We start from the raw sequence: 13,680 nt of genomic DNA, 5'->3' as shown, positions 1-13,680 counted from the left end.
CTCCAGCGCGGGTCGCGCGATCCCGCCTCTGTCGACGCCTGCCGTTCCGGGCGGGCATCGTCGCGCAGCATTTTGCCGAAGCCGGCGTCATCGTTTCTGCCGTTCGCGGCAGGCTGCTCCGACGTCGCGCGCGTGGAGGCAAATCCTGGCAAGGCCGAGCCGAGGCTGGTGGTCATTTAGGGGCGGCTCCAAGCATCTGGTCGATCAGGTCGAGCTGTCGACGTGTTCTGGTCATGGCGGCGTCGGTCGGATCGGCGGGCTCTGGACCGGCGGCGGGGGAAGGTGCCGACGCCGGCACGACGGTCGCAGGCTCGGCGGATGTGGCTGCAACTGCCGCCGTGTCCGGCGCATTGGCGGCCGGTCCGCCGGAGGCCGCGGTGGCGGCGGGTTGCTCCGAGATGGCGCCTTCGACCGGTGGCAAGCCACTGTCATCGGCGTTTTGCGGCGTGGCGATCTCGGGAGCCGGAGGTTGCTCGGCCGCGACAGGGGCAGGCTTTTCCGCCGGAAGGGCGGTGGGCGGCGCGACGACCTCGCCGGCAATGGCCTGAGCGGCGTCGAGCAAGGCGCGGTCGCCCTCCGACAGCCGGCTGCGATCGATCTTGCCGAGCTTGGCACGAATGTCCTCGATTGTGCCCGAGGTGACGGTGGAAAGGCTGGCATAGAGCAGGGCGCGTGGATCGTCCTGATTGGTGTTGCCGTCGCGGCCCTGCTCGGCCCGCGCCGAAGCGAAGGCCGAAAGGTCGTTCAGGCCGTCTATCGCGGCACGGCGGGCGATGCGCAGATAGATCACCTTCTCGCGCTCGGGATCCATCATCGAGGTAATGTCGCCCAGCTTGTCCTGGCTGATCGACATGTGCAGCGCGATGACGCCGGAGACAAAGGAGTCCGCGAACTGGCTGGCATAGGGCGAATAGAGGTAGCGCTCGACATACTGGGTGGAAGCAAGGGCGAAACGTGCCGCGTCGCCTTGCGCGACTGCAAGGCCGACCGAACGGCGAAGTGCCGCCTCCTCGACCAGCGTGCCGGGGCTGAGCAATCTTGCCTCGTCGAGCAGACCGAGTGCGGTCGCCGGTTGATCGCCGGCAAGCAGCGAGCCTTTGACCAAAGCGAGGAAGGCGCCGAGATCCGGAGGCAGCGCCATGGGATCGATCGGCCTCAAGGCTTCGATAGCCTTGCCGGGCCGGCCGTTGAGGTACTCAATCACGCCTTTGGCGATTGCAAGGCTTTGCGGGTCCGCCGTAGCGCGCGACGTGGCCGCTTCGACGGTCACCGGGTTGCCGCCGCTCATGCCGTAGACAAGCAGGGCCCGAAAATTCTTGGGATCCTTGTAGTCCTCGGCATTCGCCGCGCGCAGGCGCGCATCCGTCATCTCGAGCAGCTTGGCCTGCATCGGCAGGGCGGCATGATCGCCGGCGGCTATGCGGTCCTGGATGAGCTGCAGCGAGCGCACCAGCTGATACGGCTGCAGGGCCTCCTGGGCGAAACCAGTGGACGGGTGTCCGCCGGCCAGCAGCAACAGGCCGATCAACCGGCGGGTGACGGCCGCTCGCTTCATCCGCCGGTCGCCATCAGGATCTCGATGCGGCGGTTCGCGGCCGCCAATGGATCGGCTGCTATTTTCGGCTGGCGGTCCGCGAAACCGGCGACCTCGGTGATGCGGCGTTCGTCGACGCCGCCGCGCACGAGCATGTAGTACGCGGAATGCGCGCGCGCCGTCGACAGCCGCCAATTGTCGTAGCTGTCGCTGCGGAACGGCCGGGCATCGGTGTGGCCGTTGATGCTGATGGTGCCCTTCTGGCTGTTGACGATGCGGCCGATCTTCTCCATTGCCAGCACCAGTTCGCGTCTCGGCAACGCCGAGCCGACCTCGAACATGCCGAAGTCGAGCTGATCGGTGATCGAGATGACGACGCCCTTGTCGGTGGCTTCGACCGAGACGCCGTCGTGCAGCTTGTCGCCAGGCTTGAAAGCATCGGCCAACTGCCGCTTGACGTCGGCCGCTGCCTTCACGGCAGCAGCGGTTGGCGCCTTCTCCCCGATGTCGGGCTGGACGGCCTTTTGCGCCTCAGGCTCAGCCTTCGCTACCGCGGCCTTGGTGCCGTCCGGTTTCGTCTCGCCGGCCAATGCCGTGGCAGGGTTCGCGGCCTGTTTACTGGTCGCGTCCTTTGCCAGTGGCTCGAGCGGTGCCGCGACAGGCGGCACGGCTTTGACTTTGAGCACCTGCGTTTCGGCGGTCTTGTCGCCGGGCTTGGCCGGATCGCCCTCGATCTTGGTGCGCTGGGCGCTGGCCTCGGCGCCGGGCGCCGCGACCTGCTGCGACCAGAAATCTGGCTCGAAAGGATCGCGGTAGGAGGCGCCACCGGAGGCGCCGGTAGCCGGGCCGGCAGCCTGCACGCCGCCATCGCCTTTCTGGCTGACATTCTGCATGACGCCGGTATCTGTGGCGATTTCCGAAAGCACGGCGTAGGGGTCGGCGAAGAGATGGTCGTCGGAGTGTTCCGCCTGCTGTGGCTCCTGCTTGTCCTGCTTGCGCTCGGACGCGCCCGCGCCGGCATTGCCGTTCTGTCCGGCTTTGCTGGTCGCCTCTTGCGGATCGTCGGCCGTCAGTCCCATGGCGCGCGGGCCGTCGCCGAGATCCTCCAGGCCCTTGCGGCTCGAATTGCGGTCGACCAGCTTGACCGGGTTGAAGTAGCTGGCCACGGCTGCCTTGGTCTGCTCGTTGGCGGCGTTGATCAGCCACATGACCAGGAAGAAGCACATCATGGCCGTCATGAAGTCGGCGAAGGCGATCTTCCAGACGCCGCCATGGTGGGCCTCGTCATGGTCGTCATGACTGCGCCGCACGATGATGATCTCGTGGCGGCCCTGATCGGCGTTGGCGACGCTCATGCCAGGACCTCCGAGAGGGTCGTCGACCATTCGGCCATGCGCGTTTCGAACACCGCCTCGTCGATAGCCACGGTCAGGTCGAAGCCTGGCGCCTCGACAAAATCGAGATTGGCGGCGCGGGGTCCGAGCGATGCCTTCAGTGTTTCGAACATCGAGAGCGGGCCGCGCACGACGATGCGCACAGCCTCGGCGTCGCCAACCGCTTCGCGGACGGCGTCTGCCAACGCATCGATCGAACGTTTCTGCAGATCGTCGCTGACGATGCCGCCGATGATGCGGGCGACCGTGCCGGCGACAAGTCCGGTCACGCGCGCCTCCATCGCATCGATGTGCAACGAGACCGCCTTGCCGACATCGTCGCCAAGGCTTTCGAGAAATATCCTTGCTTCCTCAGCACTGGCCTGGCGTTCGGCTTCGAGCGCGGCGTCATGCGCAGCCGCCAGGCGGCCCTCCAGCGCTGCCTCCGCCTGGGCAACCGCCTCGGCGATCAGCGTGCCGATATCGGCTTGTGGCGCCGGCGTCTCGGGCTTGTGTTCGGGATCGACTGCTGCCCGGGGCTGGCCGGCACGCTGCGCGCGCGTGCCGAAATCAGGCAGAAGGTCGAAGAGGGCTACGGAAGGCATGGTTTACACCGCCACTTCCTGGGAAGCCCATTTGCGCAGGATCTGCGCGGTGCGCTCCTCGTTGAGGTCGACCATCCTGGCAAGCCGGTCCTGCGGCGCCGGCCGGATCTTCTGGCGAAGATCGTCGAGCGGAGTGGGGCCTGGGCGTGTGCCTGGCAAGGCGCCAACCGCGGCATTGTCGGTGGCCGCCATTGCCTCCGGCGTTGGCAGCGAGCGCTGGACGTCGTCGAAGCTGGGACCTGCCAGGGCTGGAGCAGCCTTTGCCGTCAGCGCCGCGGCCATCGGCCTCAGGCCGAAGAAGGCCACCAGGAACACCACGACGATGAAGGCACCTGCATTGATCATCGTGCCGGCATGCTGGCCGATCGAATCGAGCATTCCCGCCTGCGGGATCGCCTCGCCATCCAGGCCATCGATGAACTCGACCGCCGAGACGTCGATGATGTCGCCGCGCTTTTCATCCAGGCCGGTGGCGGATGTGACCATCTTCTGGATCTCGGCGACGCGCTTGGCGATCTGCTCCGGTGTGGCGTCCTTGCCGAGGATGGTCGTCAGCCGCTGCTGGTTGACGACCACGGCAATCGACATCTTGGTGACGGTGTAGCCGTTGGAGACGGTGGCGATCTTCTTGGAATTGATCTCGTAGTTGGTGATCTCTTCCCTGCGGTCGTTCTGCGAGGAGGATTGCGGGCCATCGGTGGCGGTTGCCTGGGTCTCAGGCAGGTTCTGCTCGACGCTGGCCGGAGTGGAAGCCTGCTTCTGGTTGTTGTTCTCGTTGGCGCGCACCGACTGCACCGAGCGCTCGACGCGGGAATTCGGATCGAAGATGGTCTCTTCCGTCTGGCGGGTGTCGGTGTTGACCTCGGCCTTGACGCTGGCGCGGAAATTGTCGGGGCCGAGATAGGCCGTCAGCGCACGGCGGATGTTGTCTCCGATCTGCGCCTCGACGGTCTGCTCGACGCCGAGCGTGCGGGCGGCGCTGGTGTTTGAAGGGTCGTCGCCCGCAGCCAGCAGATTGCCGCTGGAATCGAGCACCGTCACCTTGTCGGCCGACAGGCCGGGGACGGCGGCGGCGACGAGATGGCGGATCGACATGGCGCTCTTTTCGGCGTCGATGCCGGCGTAGCGGATGACCACGGAGGCGGAAGGCTGCTGCTCGTCACGGCGGAAATTGGCGCGTTCGGACATGACGATGTGGACCCGCGCCGCCTTGATGCCCGATATCGACTGGATGGTGCGGGCGATCTCACCTTCAAGCGCGCGCACGCGGGTGATCTGCTGCATGAACGAGGTGAGGCCGAGCGAGCCGACATTGTCGAACAGTTCGTAGCCGGCATTGGCGCTGGTCGGCAGGCCCTTTTCGGCGAGCAGCATGCGCGCCTGGGCGGTGGTGCCGGCCGGCACCAGAACCGAGGTTCCGTCGGCGCCGACATCGAAGCCGATACCGGCTTCGCCGAGCACCAGGCCGATCTGGTTCACGTCGGCGCGGTCGAGCCCGACATAGAGCGTGTCGTAGGCGGGGCGGTTGAGATAGACCGAGGCGATGCCGATGACGCCCATCACCAGAACGGCGATGCCCGCCAGCATGGCGAGGCGCTTCACGCCAAACCCGCGGAGATTCGAGATGATGCTCTGGATCTGTTCCGGCACGGTTCGACGACTCCCAGCATGATTGTCCGCCGGAACTCTAGTCTTCGAAGCTTGTGCGAAAATGAAATCGGGCCGCGCTTGCGGCGCGGCCCGTCAGTTGGGATGCGAAAGGAGGGCGCCGGTGGCGCCCGCGATTAGTTCTTGAACAGCGACAGGATCGACTGCGAGGAGCTGTTGGCGATCGACAGTGCCTGGATGCCGAGCTGCTGCTGCACCTGCAGGGCCTGGAGGCGGGTCGATTCCTTGTTCATGTCGGCGTCGACGAGCTGGCCGACGCCGCGGTCGATGGAGTCCATCAGGCTCTGGGTGAAGGTCTTCTGCAGGTCGATCGAGCTCTTGGCCGAACCGATGATGGTGGCGGAATCAGTCAACTGGGCCATGACCTTGTCCATCATGGTGACCATCTGGGTGATGATGCCGTCGGTCACCCCTGGGGCCGTGATGTCGAGGTTGTAGGCGGAAATATTGTCGACCTTGGTGACCGCTCCCGCCGCCGTCTGGCCGGCAGTGTTCGCGGCGATATCCGTTCCTCCGCCCGCGATCACGCCAGCATAGGCGTTGTCATACAGGGTCTGGGCGGCGCCCGTGGAATAGATGGAGGTCTGGCGATCGAGGACGCCCTGGTTCTTGACCTCGGCGGCAAGGCCGTAGTCGAAAAGCTTGGTGCCCTCGACATTGATGTTGATCGTTCCGATCGAGACAGCGCCGGATGAAGAGCGATTGAATGAGGACACGATCTGCGAGTCGGGCTGGACGCCATCATTGGCGGCCGTGACCTGCTTGGAGGTCACCGCGAGGAAATTCGAGCCGGAGAAGGTGGCCGCATCGGCAAAGGACTTCATCTGCGTTTGAAGCGCCTTGATCTCGGTCTGGGTCTTCGCCTTGGCGGCATCCGTCTGGCCGACCATGGACAACACCTTGGTCTTGATCTGGCCGATCGTCGTCAGCACGTTGGTGATGCCGGTGTAGGCGGCATCGACTTTCGAGGCGCCGAGGCCGAGTGCATCCTGCACCGTCGACAGGGCCGAATTGTCCGAGCGCATGGTGGTGGCGATCGACCAATAGGCGGCGTTGTCCGAAGCCTGCGAGACCCGATAGCCGGTCGATATGCGGGCCTGTGTCTGTTCGAGCGACTTGTTGGTGGCGCTGAGGCTTTGAAGTGCGGTTAACGCCGAGGCGTTGGTCATGATGCTCGCCAAGAAAGTCGCTCCTTCTCAAAAGCCGACATGCTCAGACATGCCGGATGGGCCTGTTCAACGATTGGCATCGTGCCGTTCGGACCGATTCGCCAACTGTCGTAAGCTATTGGTTAACCATAACTAGCGCGGCATGGTTAACAGCCTGTTAAAAGCTGGCTTTTGAGAGTTAAGGATCGAGGATTGTGCGGGGCTGGAGCAAACGCAAATAGGGCCGCGCTTTTGGCGCGGCCCGAATTTCTAGTGCGAACTGTGGTTGAGCGGAGGCGATCAGCCGCGGAAGAGCGACAGGATCGACTGCGAGGAACCGTTGGCGATCGACAGCGCCTGCACGCCGAGCTGCTGCTGGACCTGCAGGGCCTGCAGACGGGTCGATTCCTTGTTCATGTCAGCATCGACGAGCTGGCCGACGCCGCGGTCGATGGAGTCCATCAGGTCCGAGGTGAAGGTCTTCTGCAGGTCGATACTGCTCTTGGCGGCGCCGAGCGTGGTGGCCGAGTTGGTCATATCGGCGAGCGCGGAGTCGATGACGGTCAGCATCTGCTTGATCTGCGAATCGCTGGCAGCCGTGCCACCCGAGAAGATGGAAAGCGAGGCGGCCGAATAGGTGTCGGTGGCCAGTGCAGCCGCCCCTAGAGCTGTCTGCGTGCCGGAGACCGCTGCGGCCACACTGCCGTCGCTGCCGAGGCGGTACGTGTCAAGGATGCCCTTCGCGAGGCCCGAGGTGGTACCAGCTTCATAGAGCTTGATGCTTTCCACCTTGACGTCGATGGTCGAGATCGAAGATGCGCCGGCCGCGTCACGGTTGAAGGCCGAAAGGATCTTCACATCGGCAGCCGTCGTGGCTGTTGAGCCGCTGTCTACGGACAGCATGTTGGTGCCGGAGAAGGTGGCGCCGTCGGCGTAGGACTTCATCTGCGCCTGAAGAGCGGTGATTTCGGTCTGGGTCTTTTCCTTCGAGGCGTCCGTCTGGCCGTAGGAAGCCAGCAGCTTTGCCTTGATCTGGTTGATGGTGGAGATCGCGCTGTTCATGCCGGTATAGGCGGTGTCGACTTTCGAGGCGCCGAGGCCGAGAGCGTCCGAAACGGTGGACATTGCCTGGTTGTCGGAGCGCATCGTGGTGGCGATCGACCAGTAAGCGGCGTTGTCTGAGGCCTGCGAGACGCGATAACCGGTCGAGATGCGGGCCTGGGTGTCCTGGAGGGATTTGCTGGTGGCGTTAAGGCTCTGCAGAGCCGTCAACGCGGCGGAGTTCGTCATGATGCTGGACATGGTACTCGTACCTTGGTTTTTACAGGTGTTTTTTTGACATACCGGGCCTCCCGGTATGACGGTGCGGCATCATGCCAATGATCTCTGAAATCGATCACCCGCCATCTGCGAGCGAATATGCGGGCAAGTCCCTACCAAAGGGCTAAACCGGACGGTTAATCGAAAATATATTGCTGGAATTTCGAGCCGGCGCGGCAGAGTCAGTTGAAGGAGCGCACCAGGCTGCCGACAAGCAGGTTCCAGCCGTCGATCAGGACGAAGAACAGGATCTTGAACGGCAGCGACACCACCGTGGGCGGCAGCATCATCATGCCCATCGCCATCGTGATGGTGGCGACGATCAGGTCGATGACCAGGAATGGCAGCACGATCAGGAAGCCGATTTCGAAGCCGCGCCGGATCTCCGAGATCATGAAGGCGGGCACCAGGATGCGCAGGTCGACGGTGTCGCGCGAAACGGTCTGGCCGCGCTCGCGGGCGAGATCGGCGAAGAGGTCGAAATCCTTGTCACGCACATTGTGCAGCATGAAGGTGCGGAACGGATCGGAAATCTTGTCGAAGGCTTCGGTCTGGGTGATCTGGTTGTCCATCAGCGGCTTGACGCCGGTGTTCCAGGCCTGATCGAAGGTCGGCGCCATGACATAGAAGGTCATGAACAGCGACAGCGAAATCAGGATGAGGTTTGCCGGTGTCGACTGCAGGCCGATGCCGGCGCGCAGGATCGAGAAGGCGATGACGAAGCGGGTGAAGCTGGTCACCATGATCAGCAGGCCCGGCGCGACCGACAGAACAGTCAGCAGGCCGAACATCTGGATGATGTAGCCGACGGTGGTGCCGTCAGCCTTGCCGATGCCGCCGAGATCGAGCTGCTGAGCCGCCGCGATGGAGGTGGCGGCGGCGATCATGGCGGTGGCGAGAAGGAACTTTCTCATTCGAGCAGCAATGTCCTGATGAGTACCTGTTTGGCGTGACCCTGGCTGCGGATCGCGGCGCGTTCTTCGAGGTCGGCCTTCAGGTGCTGGTAGCCGCTGGCTCCCTCGATCTGATGCATCTTCAACGTGCGCACCAGGGCCAGGAGATCTTGGTGGATGTCATCCGACATTGCCTGTGGCTGCGGCGCGTCATAGACGACGGACACCTCCATCCTGATCCAGGTGCCGGCAGGCGAGGCGATGTTGGTGGTGATCGGCGCCAGCACGACAAGCATCGGGCCCAGGCCTGGTTGCTCGGCTGCGGCGGGCTGCATGATCTTACCTTCGTTCTCAGGCGCGACCGGTACCGACGCCGGTGCGCCGACGCCCTTGAGATAACCGCCGGACATCCAACCCACGCCAATGGCGGCCGCCGTCACAAGCAGCAGCATGCCGGCCTGAATGACAGGGGAGGGACCCTTGCGCGGCTGAACCTGTTCAATATTTGCCACGGCGACCTGCCCCGATCCTAGAACGGAAGAACCTGGTCGAGGATCTGCTGGCCGTAGGCAGGTTGCTGGACCTCGGTGATGCGACCGCGTCCGCCGTAGGAGATGCGGGCCTCGGCGATGCGTTCGTAGGGGATGGTGTTTTCGGCGCCGATATCGGCCGGCCGCACGATGCCGGCGAGCGTCAGCACCCTGAGCTCGGCATTGACGCGCACTTCCTGCGATCCGGTGATCATCAGATTGCCGTTGGGCAGCACATCGGTGACGATCGCCGCGACATTGAGTTCAAGCGTTTCCGAGCGCTTGATCTCGCCGTCAGCCGTCGTGTCGGTGGTGGAGGTGAGCGCCCCGGCGCCCTTGCCGGCGGTGCTCCACTTGTCCCACTGCGCGCTGAGGTCATAACCGAGCTTGCGATTGGCGGTGCGGCTCCTGTCGTTCTGGTTCTTGAAGTTGGCGCGATCGTTGATCTTGATCTTGACCGTCAGGATGTCGCCCTGGGACAGCGCCCGCGGGTCGGTGAACAGCCGGCTCTGGCGGTCGTCCCACAACGAGAATTTCTTGACCGGCGCTGGCGGCGTTTGCGGATATCGATAGAGCGAGCCGGTGCTGCCGCCATCGATGCCGGAGCCGACCGGGGACAGGGCCGGCTCTCTGCCGACCTCCTTGAGGTTGGTTCCGCAACCGGACAGCATGGTAGTAACCGCGCACAGGACAAGCATCTTCCGGATCATGACGGATCTACCCTTCGGGCTGCGCTGGCCATAATGCCGGTGAGCGTCGCCGCCGCCTTCTGGTCCATTTCGTTGAGGATGACGCTCGCCTTGCGTGAATCGAGCTTCATCAATATAGCCGCAGCCAGGTCGGCGTTGACGATGGCCAGCCGCTCGGCGGCGGCGTCGGGTTTCATACCGGCGTAGATCTGGACGACGCCGTCCTCGGCCCGGGCCAGGAAAACCTCGCGCCGCTTCAGCCAGGTCTCGTATTCAGCTTTCTTTGCATCAAGAGCTTTCATGCGCTCGTCAATGCCAGCCTGGAGCTGCTTCAGTTCCTGCGCCTGCAGGACATAGCGGCGGTCGCGGGCGGCATCGGCGATGTTTGAGCAGAAGCGCTCGATCTCGCTTTGGTCCGGCGCCTTTTCCCGTGTCAGTTGCTGCGGCGCCGCCGCCACCTGTGCTCCCGGCAGGACCTGGCGGACCGTCTCCTCGCCGCGCGCGGTGCCGCCGGCAAAGGGCAGAGCCGCGAGAAAAGCGGTCGCAAGCAGGATCGCGGCTTTGCGGCGTCTGTCGTGGCGTGGGAAGGAGCGCTTCATCGGCATCGCCTATTGCAGAACCAGGTCGGCCTGCAGGGCCCCGGCCGACTTGATGCCCTGCAGAATGGCGATGATGCCGTCCGGCTTGACGCCGAGGCGGTTGAGGCCGGAAACGAGGGTCTGGAGATCGGGCCCGTCAAGCACGGCAACGCGGGCGTCGGGCCGGCTGGCGTCGATGGCGGTGAACGGTTCGATCGCGGTCTCGCCCTTGGAGAAGGGCTCGGGCTGGACGACGCGCGGCGCTTCGGTGATGCGCACGGTGAGCGTGCCGTGGCTGATGGCGACCCGTGAGATCTTGACATCATTGCCGATGACGATGGTGCCGGTGCGCTCGTCGATCACGACACGGGCCGGCGTGTCGGATTCGACCACCAAATTCTCGATTTCGGCATAGAAGCGCGCCGCCGAGACACCCTTCGGCCTTCTGATCTGGACGGTGCGCGAATCGCGCTCGGCCGCCACCCGCATGCCGAAGCGCTGGCCGGTGTAGTCGTTGATGGCATCCGCGATGCGGATAGCGGTCGAGAAATCGGGATTGCGCAGCTGCAGCGTCAGGATCGCCTGATCGTCGAATTCGGCTTGGACGGCACGCTCGACGATGGCGCCGTTGGGCACGCGGCCGGCGGTCGGCACGCCTTGCGTCAGCTGCTCGGCCTGTCCTTGCGCGGTAAAGCCGGACACGATGACCGAGCCCTGGCCGACGGCATAGATTTCGCCGTCCGCCGCCTTCAGCGGCGTCATGATCAGCGTGCCGCCGGAAAGCGAGGTCGCGTCGCCCATCGAGGAGACGTCGATGTCGATGCGGGCGCCCGACTGCACGTAGGGCGGCATGTTGGCGGTGACGATGACGGCGGCGACATTCTTGGCGCGCGCGCTGCCGCCTTCGGTGGCGATGCCGAGGTTTTCGAGCATCGCGCGGATCGACTGTTCGGTGAATGGCGAGTTGCGCAGGCTGTCGCCCGATCCGGCAAGGCCGATGACCAGGCCGTAGCCGACGAGCTGATTGTCGCGCGAACTCTGCAGCTGGGCGATGTCCTTGATACGCGAGGCGACCTGGCCCGGCGGCAGCGAACTCGGCCCGGTCGAAACCCGGAACATGCGGCTTGTGGTGGCCGGATCATATTCGGGATCGTTGTAGACGCCGCCATTCTTGGCGGCGAGCTCGCGCTTGGCCTTCGGCGTCAGGCCGTCGGCCAGCGCCGGCTGCAGGCCAAGCACGGCTGCCAGGATCAAGGTAAGCCCGCGCATCATGAAGCGCTGACCTGGATGGTTCCATCCGCCATCACCGTGCCGGACAGGATTTTGCCGCTGTCGATGTTGCGAACCTTGACGAGGTCGCCCGCGGCTCCTGGTTGCAGCGTTACGGCGGTCGCCGAGATCGTCAGGCCGCCGGCGATGAAGAAGATCTGCACGGAGGCACCCTGTTCGACCAGCCAGGCCTCGCGGATGGCGGCGGAGGGAATGTAGCGGCCGGGCAGCAAGGTGCGCTTGGCGACCTTGCCATCCAGTTCCTCGGCCCGTGTGGCGACCGCCTCCGGCTTGTGCTTGCCGACGACAAGGGTGACCTGTTTCAGGGCAGCCAGGTTGATGGTCTCGCCGGGATAGATAACCCGGCTCGGAATAAGCACCACCTCGCCGCCAGCTTGATTGCTGGCGATCCGGGTGGCCGACTGGTTGGCCGATTCCTGGGCAAAAGCCGGCATCGTGCCGGTCACCAGCGCAAGGACGAGCGCGGTGCGGCGGAATGCAGACAGGAGGCCGGGCGTCGACATCATGCGTTACCTGATGTTCTTGGAGACCACGGAGGCCATGTCGTCGGCGGCCTGGATGACCTTGGAGTTCATCTCATAGGCGCGCTGCGCCGAGATCAGCTCGGTGATTTCCTTGACCGGGTCGACGTTGGAGGCTTCGAGATAGCCCTGCTGGATGGTGGCAAAACCGGGATCGCCAGGCACGCCGACGTTCGCCGGCCCCGAAGCCGTGGTTTCCTGGAACAGATTGTCGCCGAGCGGCGCCAGGCCGGCCTCGTTGGCGAAATTGGCGATCTGAAGCTGACCGAGGTTCTGCAGGTCGGTCTGCCCGTCGATGCGGGCGAAGACCTGGCCGGTCTTGTTGACGATGACCTCGACGGCATCAACGGGAACATTGATTGCCGGAATGACCGCAGCGCCGTCGACCGTCACCAGCTGGCCGGTGGCGTTGGTGTTGAGAGCGCCGGCGCGGCTGTACAGCGTGCCGCCGTCGGCACCCTCGATCTGGAACCAGCCCCTGCCCGTCAGCGCCAGGTCGAAACTGTTGCCGGTGCTGGTCAGTTCGCCCTGGGTGTGCACGTTGCGCACCGCCGTCGTCTTGACGCCGAGGCCGATCGAGACGCCCTCCGGCACCAGCGAGGCGTTGGAGCGGTTGGGCACGCCTTGCGTGCGGTCGACCTGATAGAGCAGGTCGGAGAATTCGGCACGGGCGCGCTTGTAGCCGGTGGTGTTGATGTTGGCGATGTTGTTGGCGATCACTTCCAGATTTGTTTGCTGGGCATTCATGCCGGTGGCGGCGATGGCGAGTGCTTTCATGGCGGAATTCCTCAGATGCCCATTCGACTGACTTCGAGATAGGCGGAGACCACCTTGTCGCGTATCGCGACTGCGGTCTGAAGCGCCTGCTGCGCGCTCATCACGGCGTCGACCACCTGGCGGGTGTCGGCATCGCCCTTGAGCGCCTGCATCGATACCTGCTCGGCGTTCTGCATCGTGTCGACGGTCTTGGAGGCTGCCTGGCTCAGCGCTTCGGCAAAGGAGGTGCCGACATTGCCACCGGCTGACGGTGTCGCGCCGCCCTGGAGCAGGCTTGTCGCCGCGTCGTCGCCGCCGATCGACGGCTTGAACTGAAGGGCTCCGATACCGCTGATCATTACTGGTTCCTCATCAGGTCGATGGTCATGGAAATCAGGTCGCGGGCCTGCTTGACCACCTGAAGGTTGGCCTCGTAGGAGCGATTGGCCTCGGTCATGTCAGCCATTTCGATCAGCACGTTGACGTTGGGCATCTTGACGTAGCCCTTCTCGTCGGCGGCCTCGTTGCCGGGCTGGAACTCGACTGGAAAGTCACTGGGATCTCGATCGATCGAGTTCACTGCAACCGTTGAACTGCCGGAGGCCCGGTCGAGCTCGGAGACGAAGCTGATGGTCTTGCGGCGATAAGGGTCGGAGCCGGGCGCGGTGCCCGTCGACTGGGCGTTGGCGAGGTTTTCGGAAACCACGCGCAGGCGTTCCGACTGGGCGCCGAGGCCCGATGCTGCGACTTTGAGGGCTGCGGTCAGTGCGTCCAT

At 64.4% G+C, this 13,680-nt stretch carries 15 protein-coding genes; all 15 read right to left on the bottom strand.

Going from position 1 to position 13,680, the window contains the following annotated elements; translation table 11 throughout:
* Positions 1-172: 172 nt before the first annotated feature.
* Positions 173-1,555, bottom strand: a complete 1,383-nt coding sequence (locus EN949_RS10460) for a chemotaxis protein MotC (RefSeq protein WP_024502693.1) — start codon at positions 1,553-1,555, stop codon at positions 173-175.
* Positions 1,552-2,889, bottom strand: coding sequence for a MotB family protein (locus EN949_RS10455; RefSeq protein ID WP_013529784.1), 1,338 nt, complete (start codon positions 2,887-2,889; stop codon positions 1,552-1,554). The genes EN949_RS10460 and EN949_RS10455 overlap by 4 nt, the downstream gene beginning before the upstream one ends.
* A complete protein-coding gene (locus tag EN949_RS10450; RefSeq protein ID WP_013529785.1) occupies positions 2,886-3,512 on the bottom strand; it encodes a hypothetical protein in 627 nt (208 codons plus the stop codon). The genes EN949_RS10455 and EN949_RS10450 overlap by 4 nt, the downstream gene beginning before the upstream one ends.
* A gap of 3 nt (positions 3,513-3,515) precedes the next feature.
* Positions 3,516-5,162: a flagellar basal-body MS-ring/collar protein FliF gene (gene fliF / locus EN949_RS10445; RefSeq protein WP_013529786.1), complete on the bottom strand. Its 1,647-nt coding sequence runs from the start codon at positions 5,160-5,162 to the stop codon at positions 3,516-3,518.
* Between the two features lie 134 nt (positions 5,163-5,296).
* Positions 5,297-6,361: a flagellin gene (locus tag EN949_RS10440; RefSeq protein ID WP_027161432.1), complete on the bottom strand. Its 1,065-nt coding sequence runs from the start codon at positions 6,359-6,361 to the stop codon at positions 5,297-5,299.
* A gap of 267 nt (positions 6,362-6,628) precedes the next feature.
* Positions 6,629-7,630: a flagellin gene (locus EN949_RS10435; RefSeq protein WP_013529788.1), complete on the bottom strand. Its 1,002-nt coding sequence runs from the start codon at positions 7,628-7,630 to the stop codon at positions 6,629-6,631.
* Between the two features lie 200 nt (positions 7,631-7,830).
* Positions 7,831-8,562 carry a flagellar type III secretion system pore protein FliP gene (fliP, locus tag EN949_RS10430; RefSeq protein WP_013529789.1) on the bottom strand — a complete coding sequence of 244 codons (732 nt, stop codon included), beginning with the start codon at positions 8,560-8,562 and terminating at the stop codon, positions 7,831-7,833.
* On the bottom strand, positions 8,559-9,053 hold the full coding sequence (locus tag EN949_RS10425) for a flagellar basal body-associated FliL family protein (protein WP_013529790.1): 495 nt from the start codon (positions 9,051-9,053) through the stop codon (positions 8,559-8,561). The genes fliP and EN949_RS10425 overlap by 4 nt, the downstream gene beginning before the upstream one ends.
* Before the next feature lie 17 nt (positions 9,054-9,070).
* Positions 9,071-9,781, bottom strand: a complete 711-nt coding sequence (flgH, locus tag EN949_RS10420) for a flagellar basal body L-ring protein FlgH (protein ID WP_063168919.1) — start codon at positions 9,779-9,781, stop codon at positions 9,071-9,073.
* Positions 9,778-10,365 (bottom strand): MotE family protein, encoded by a 588-nt coding sequence (locus EN949_RS10415; protein WP_063168918.1) that lies wholly within the window; start codon positions 10,363-10,365, stop codon positions 9,778-9,780. The genes flgH and EN949_RS10415 overlap by 4 nt, the downstream gene beginning before the upstream one ends.
* Positions 10,366-10,368: 3 nt before the next feature.
* Complete coding sequence (locus EN949_RS10410; protein ID WP_013529793.1) at positions 10,369-11,610, bottom strand: flagellar basal body P-ring protein FlgI; 1,242 nt, start codon at positions 11,608-11,610, stop codon at positions 10,369-10,371.
* A complete protein-coding gene (flgA, locus tag EN949_RS10405; protein ID WP_063173013.1) occupies positions 11,607-12,134 on the bottom strand; it encodes a flagellar basal body P-ring formation chaperone FlgA in 528 nt (175 codons plus the stop codon). Before flgA ends, EN949_RS10410 begins: the two co-directional genes overlap by 4 nt.
* Before the next feature lie 3 nt (positions 12,135-12,137).
* Positions 12,138-12,926 (bottom strand): flagellar basal-body rod protein FlgG, encoded by a 789-nt coding sequence (flgG, locus tag EN949_RS10400; RefSeq protein ID WP_013529795.1) that lies wholly within the window; start codon positions 12,924-12,926, stop codon positions 12,138-12,140.
* A gap of 11 nt (positions 12,927-12,937) precedes the next feature.
* Entirely contained in the window at positions 12,938-13,264 is a 327-nt protein-coding gene (locus tag EN949_RS10395; protein WP_013529796.1) for a flagellar hook-basal body complex protein FliE, read from the bottom strand.
* Positions 13,264-13,680 (bottom strand): flagellar basal body rod protein FlgC, encoded by a 417-nt coding sequence (gene flgC / locus EN949_RS10390; RefSeq protein ID WP_013529797.1) that lies wholly within the window; start codon positions 13,678-13,680, stop codon positions 13,264-13,266. Before flgC ends, EN949_RS10395 begins: the two co-directional genes overlap by 1 nt.

It is taken from the genome of Mesorhizobium sp. M7A.F.Ca.US.007.01.2.1, assembly GCF_003998165.1.
GTDB classification, from domain to species: domain Bacteria; phylum Pseudomonadota; class Alphaproteobacteria; order Rhizobiales; family Rhizobiaceae; genus Mesorhizobium; species Mesorhizobium ciceri.
The sequence above is the reverse complement of the archived record's forward strand: the minus strand, read 5'-3'. Positions and strand labels throughout refer to the sequence as shown.

Bases quoted from the DNA above. Each gene is read 5' to 3' on its own strand.
- EN949_RS10460 (WP_024502693.1), bottom strand. From the start codon at position 1,555: ATGAAGCGAGCGGCCGTCACCCGCCGGTTGATCGGCCTGTTGCTGCTG.
- EN949_RS10455 (WP_013529784.1), bottom strand. From the start codon at position 2,889: ATGAGCGTCGCCAACGCCGATCAGGGCCGCCACGAGATCATCATCGTG.
- EN949_RS10450 (WP_013529785.1), bottom strand. From the start codon at position 3,512: ATGCCTTCCGTAGCCCTCTTCGACCTTCTGCCTGATTTCGGCACGCGC.
- EN949_RS10435 (WP_013529788.1), bottom strand. From the start codon at position 7,630: ATGTCCAGCATCATGACGAACTCCGCCGCGTTGACGGCTCTGCAGAGC.
- fliP (WP_013529789.1), bottom strand. From the start codon at position 8,562: ATGAGAAAGTTCCTTCTCGCCACCGCCATGATCGCCGCCGCCACCTCC.
- flgH (WP_063168919.1), bottom strand. From the start codon at position 9,781: ATGATCCGGAAGATGCTTGTCCTGTGCGCGGTTACTACCATGCTGTCC.
- EN949_RS10415 (WP_063168918.1), bottom strand. From the start codon at position 10,365: ATGCCGATGAAGCGCTCCTTCCCACGCCACGACAGACGCCGCAAAGCC.
- EN949_RS10410 (WP_013529793.1), bottom strand. From the start codon at position 11,610: ATGATGCGCGGGCTTACCTTGATCCTGGCAGCCGTGCTTGGCCTGCAG.
- flgA (WP_063173013.1), bottom strand. From the start codon at position 12,134: ATGATGTCGACGCCCGGCCTCCTGTCTGCATTCCGCCGCACCGCGCTC.
- flgG (WP_013529795.1), bottom strand. From the start codon at position 12,926: ATGAAAGCACTCGCCATCGCCGCCACCGGCATGAATGCCCAGCAAACA.
- EN949_RS10395 (WP_013529796.1), bottom strand. From the start codon at position 13,264: ATGATCAGCGGTATCGGAGCCCTTCAGTTCAAGCCGTCGATCGGCGGC.
- flgC (WP_013529797.1), bottom strand. From the start codon at position 13,680: ATGGACGCACTGACCGCAGCCCTCAAAGTCGCAGCATCGGGCCTCGGC.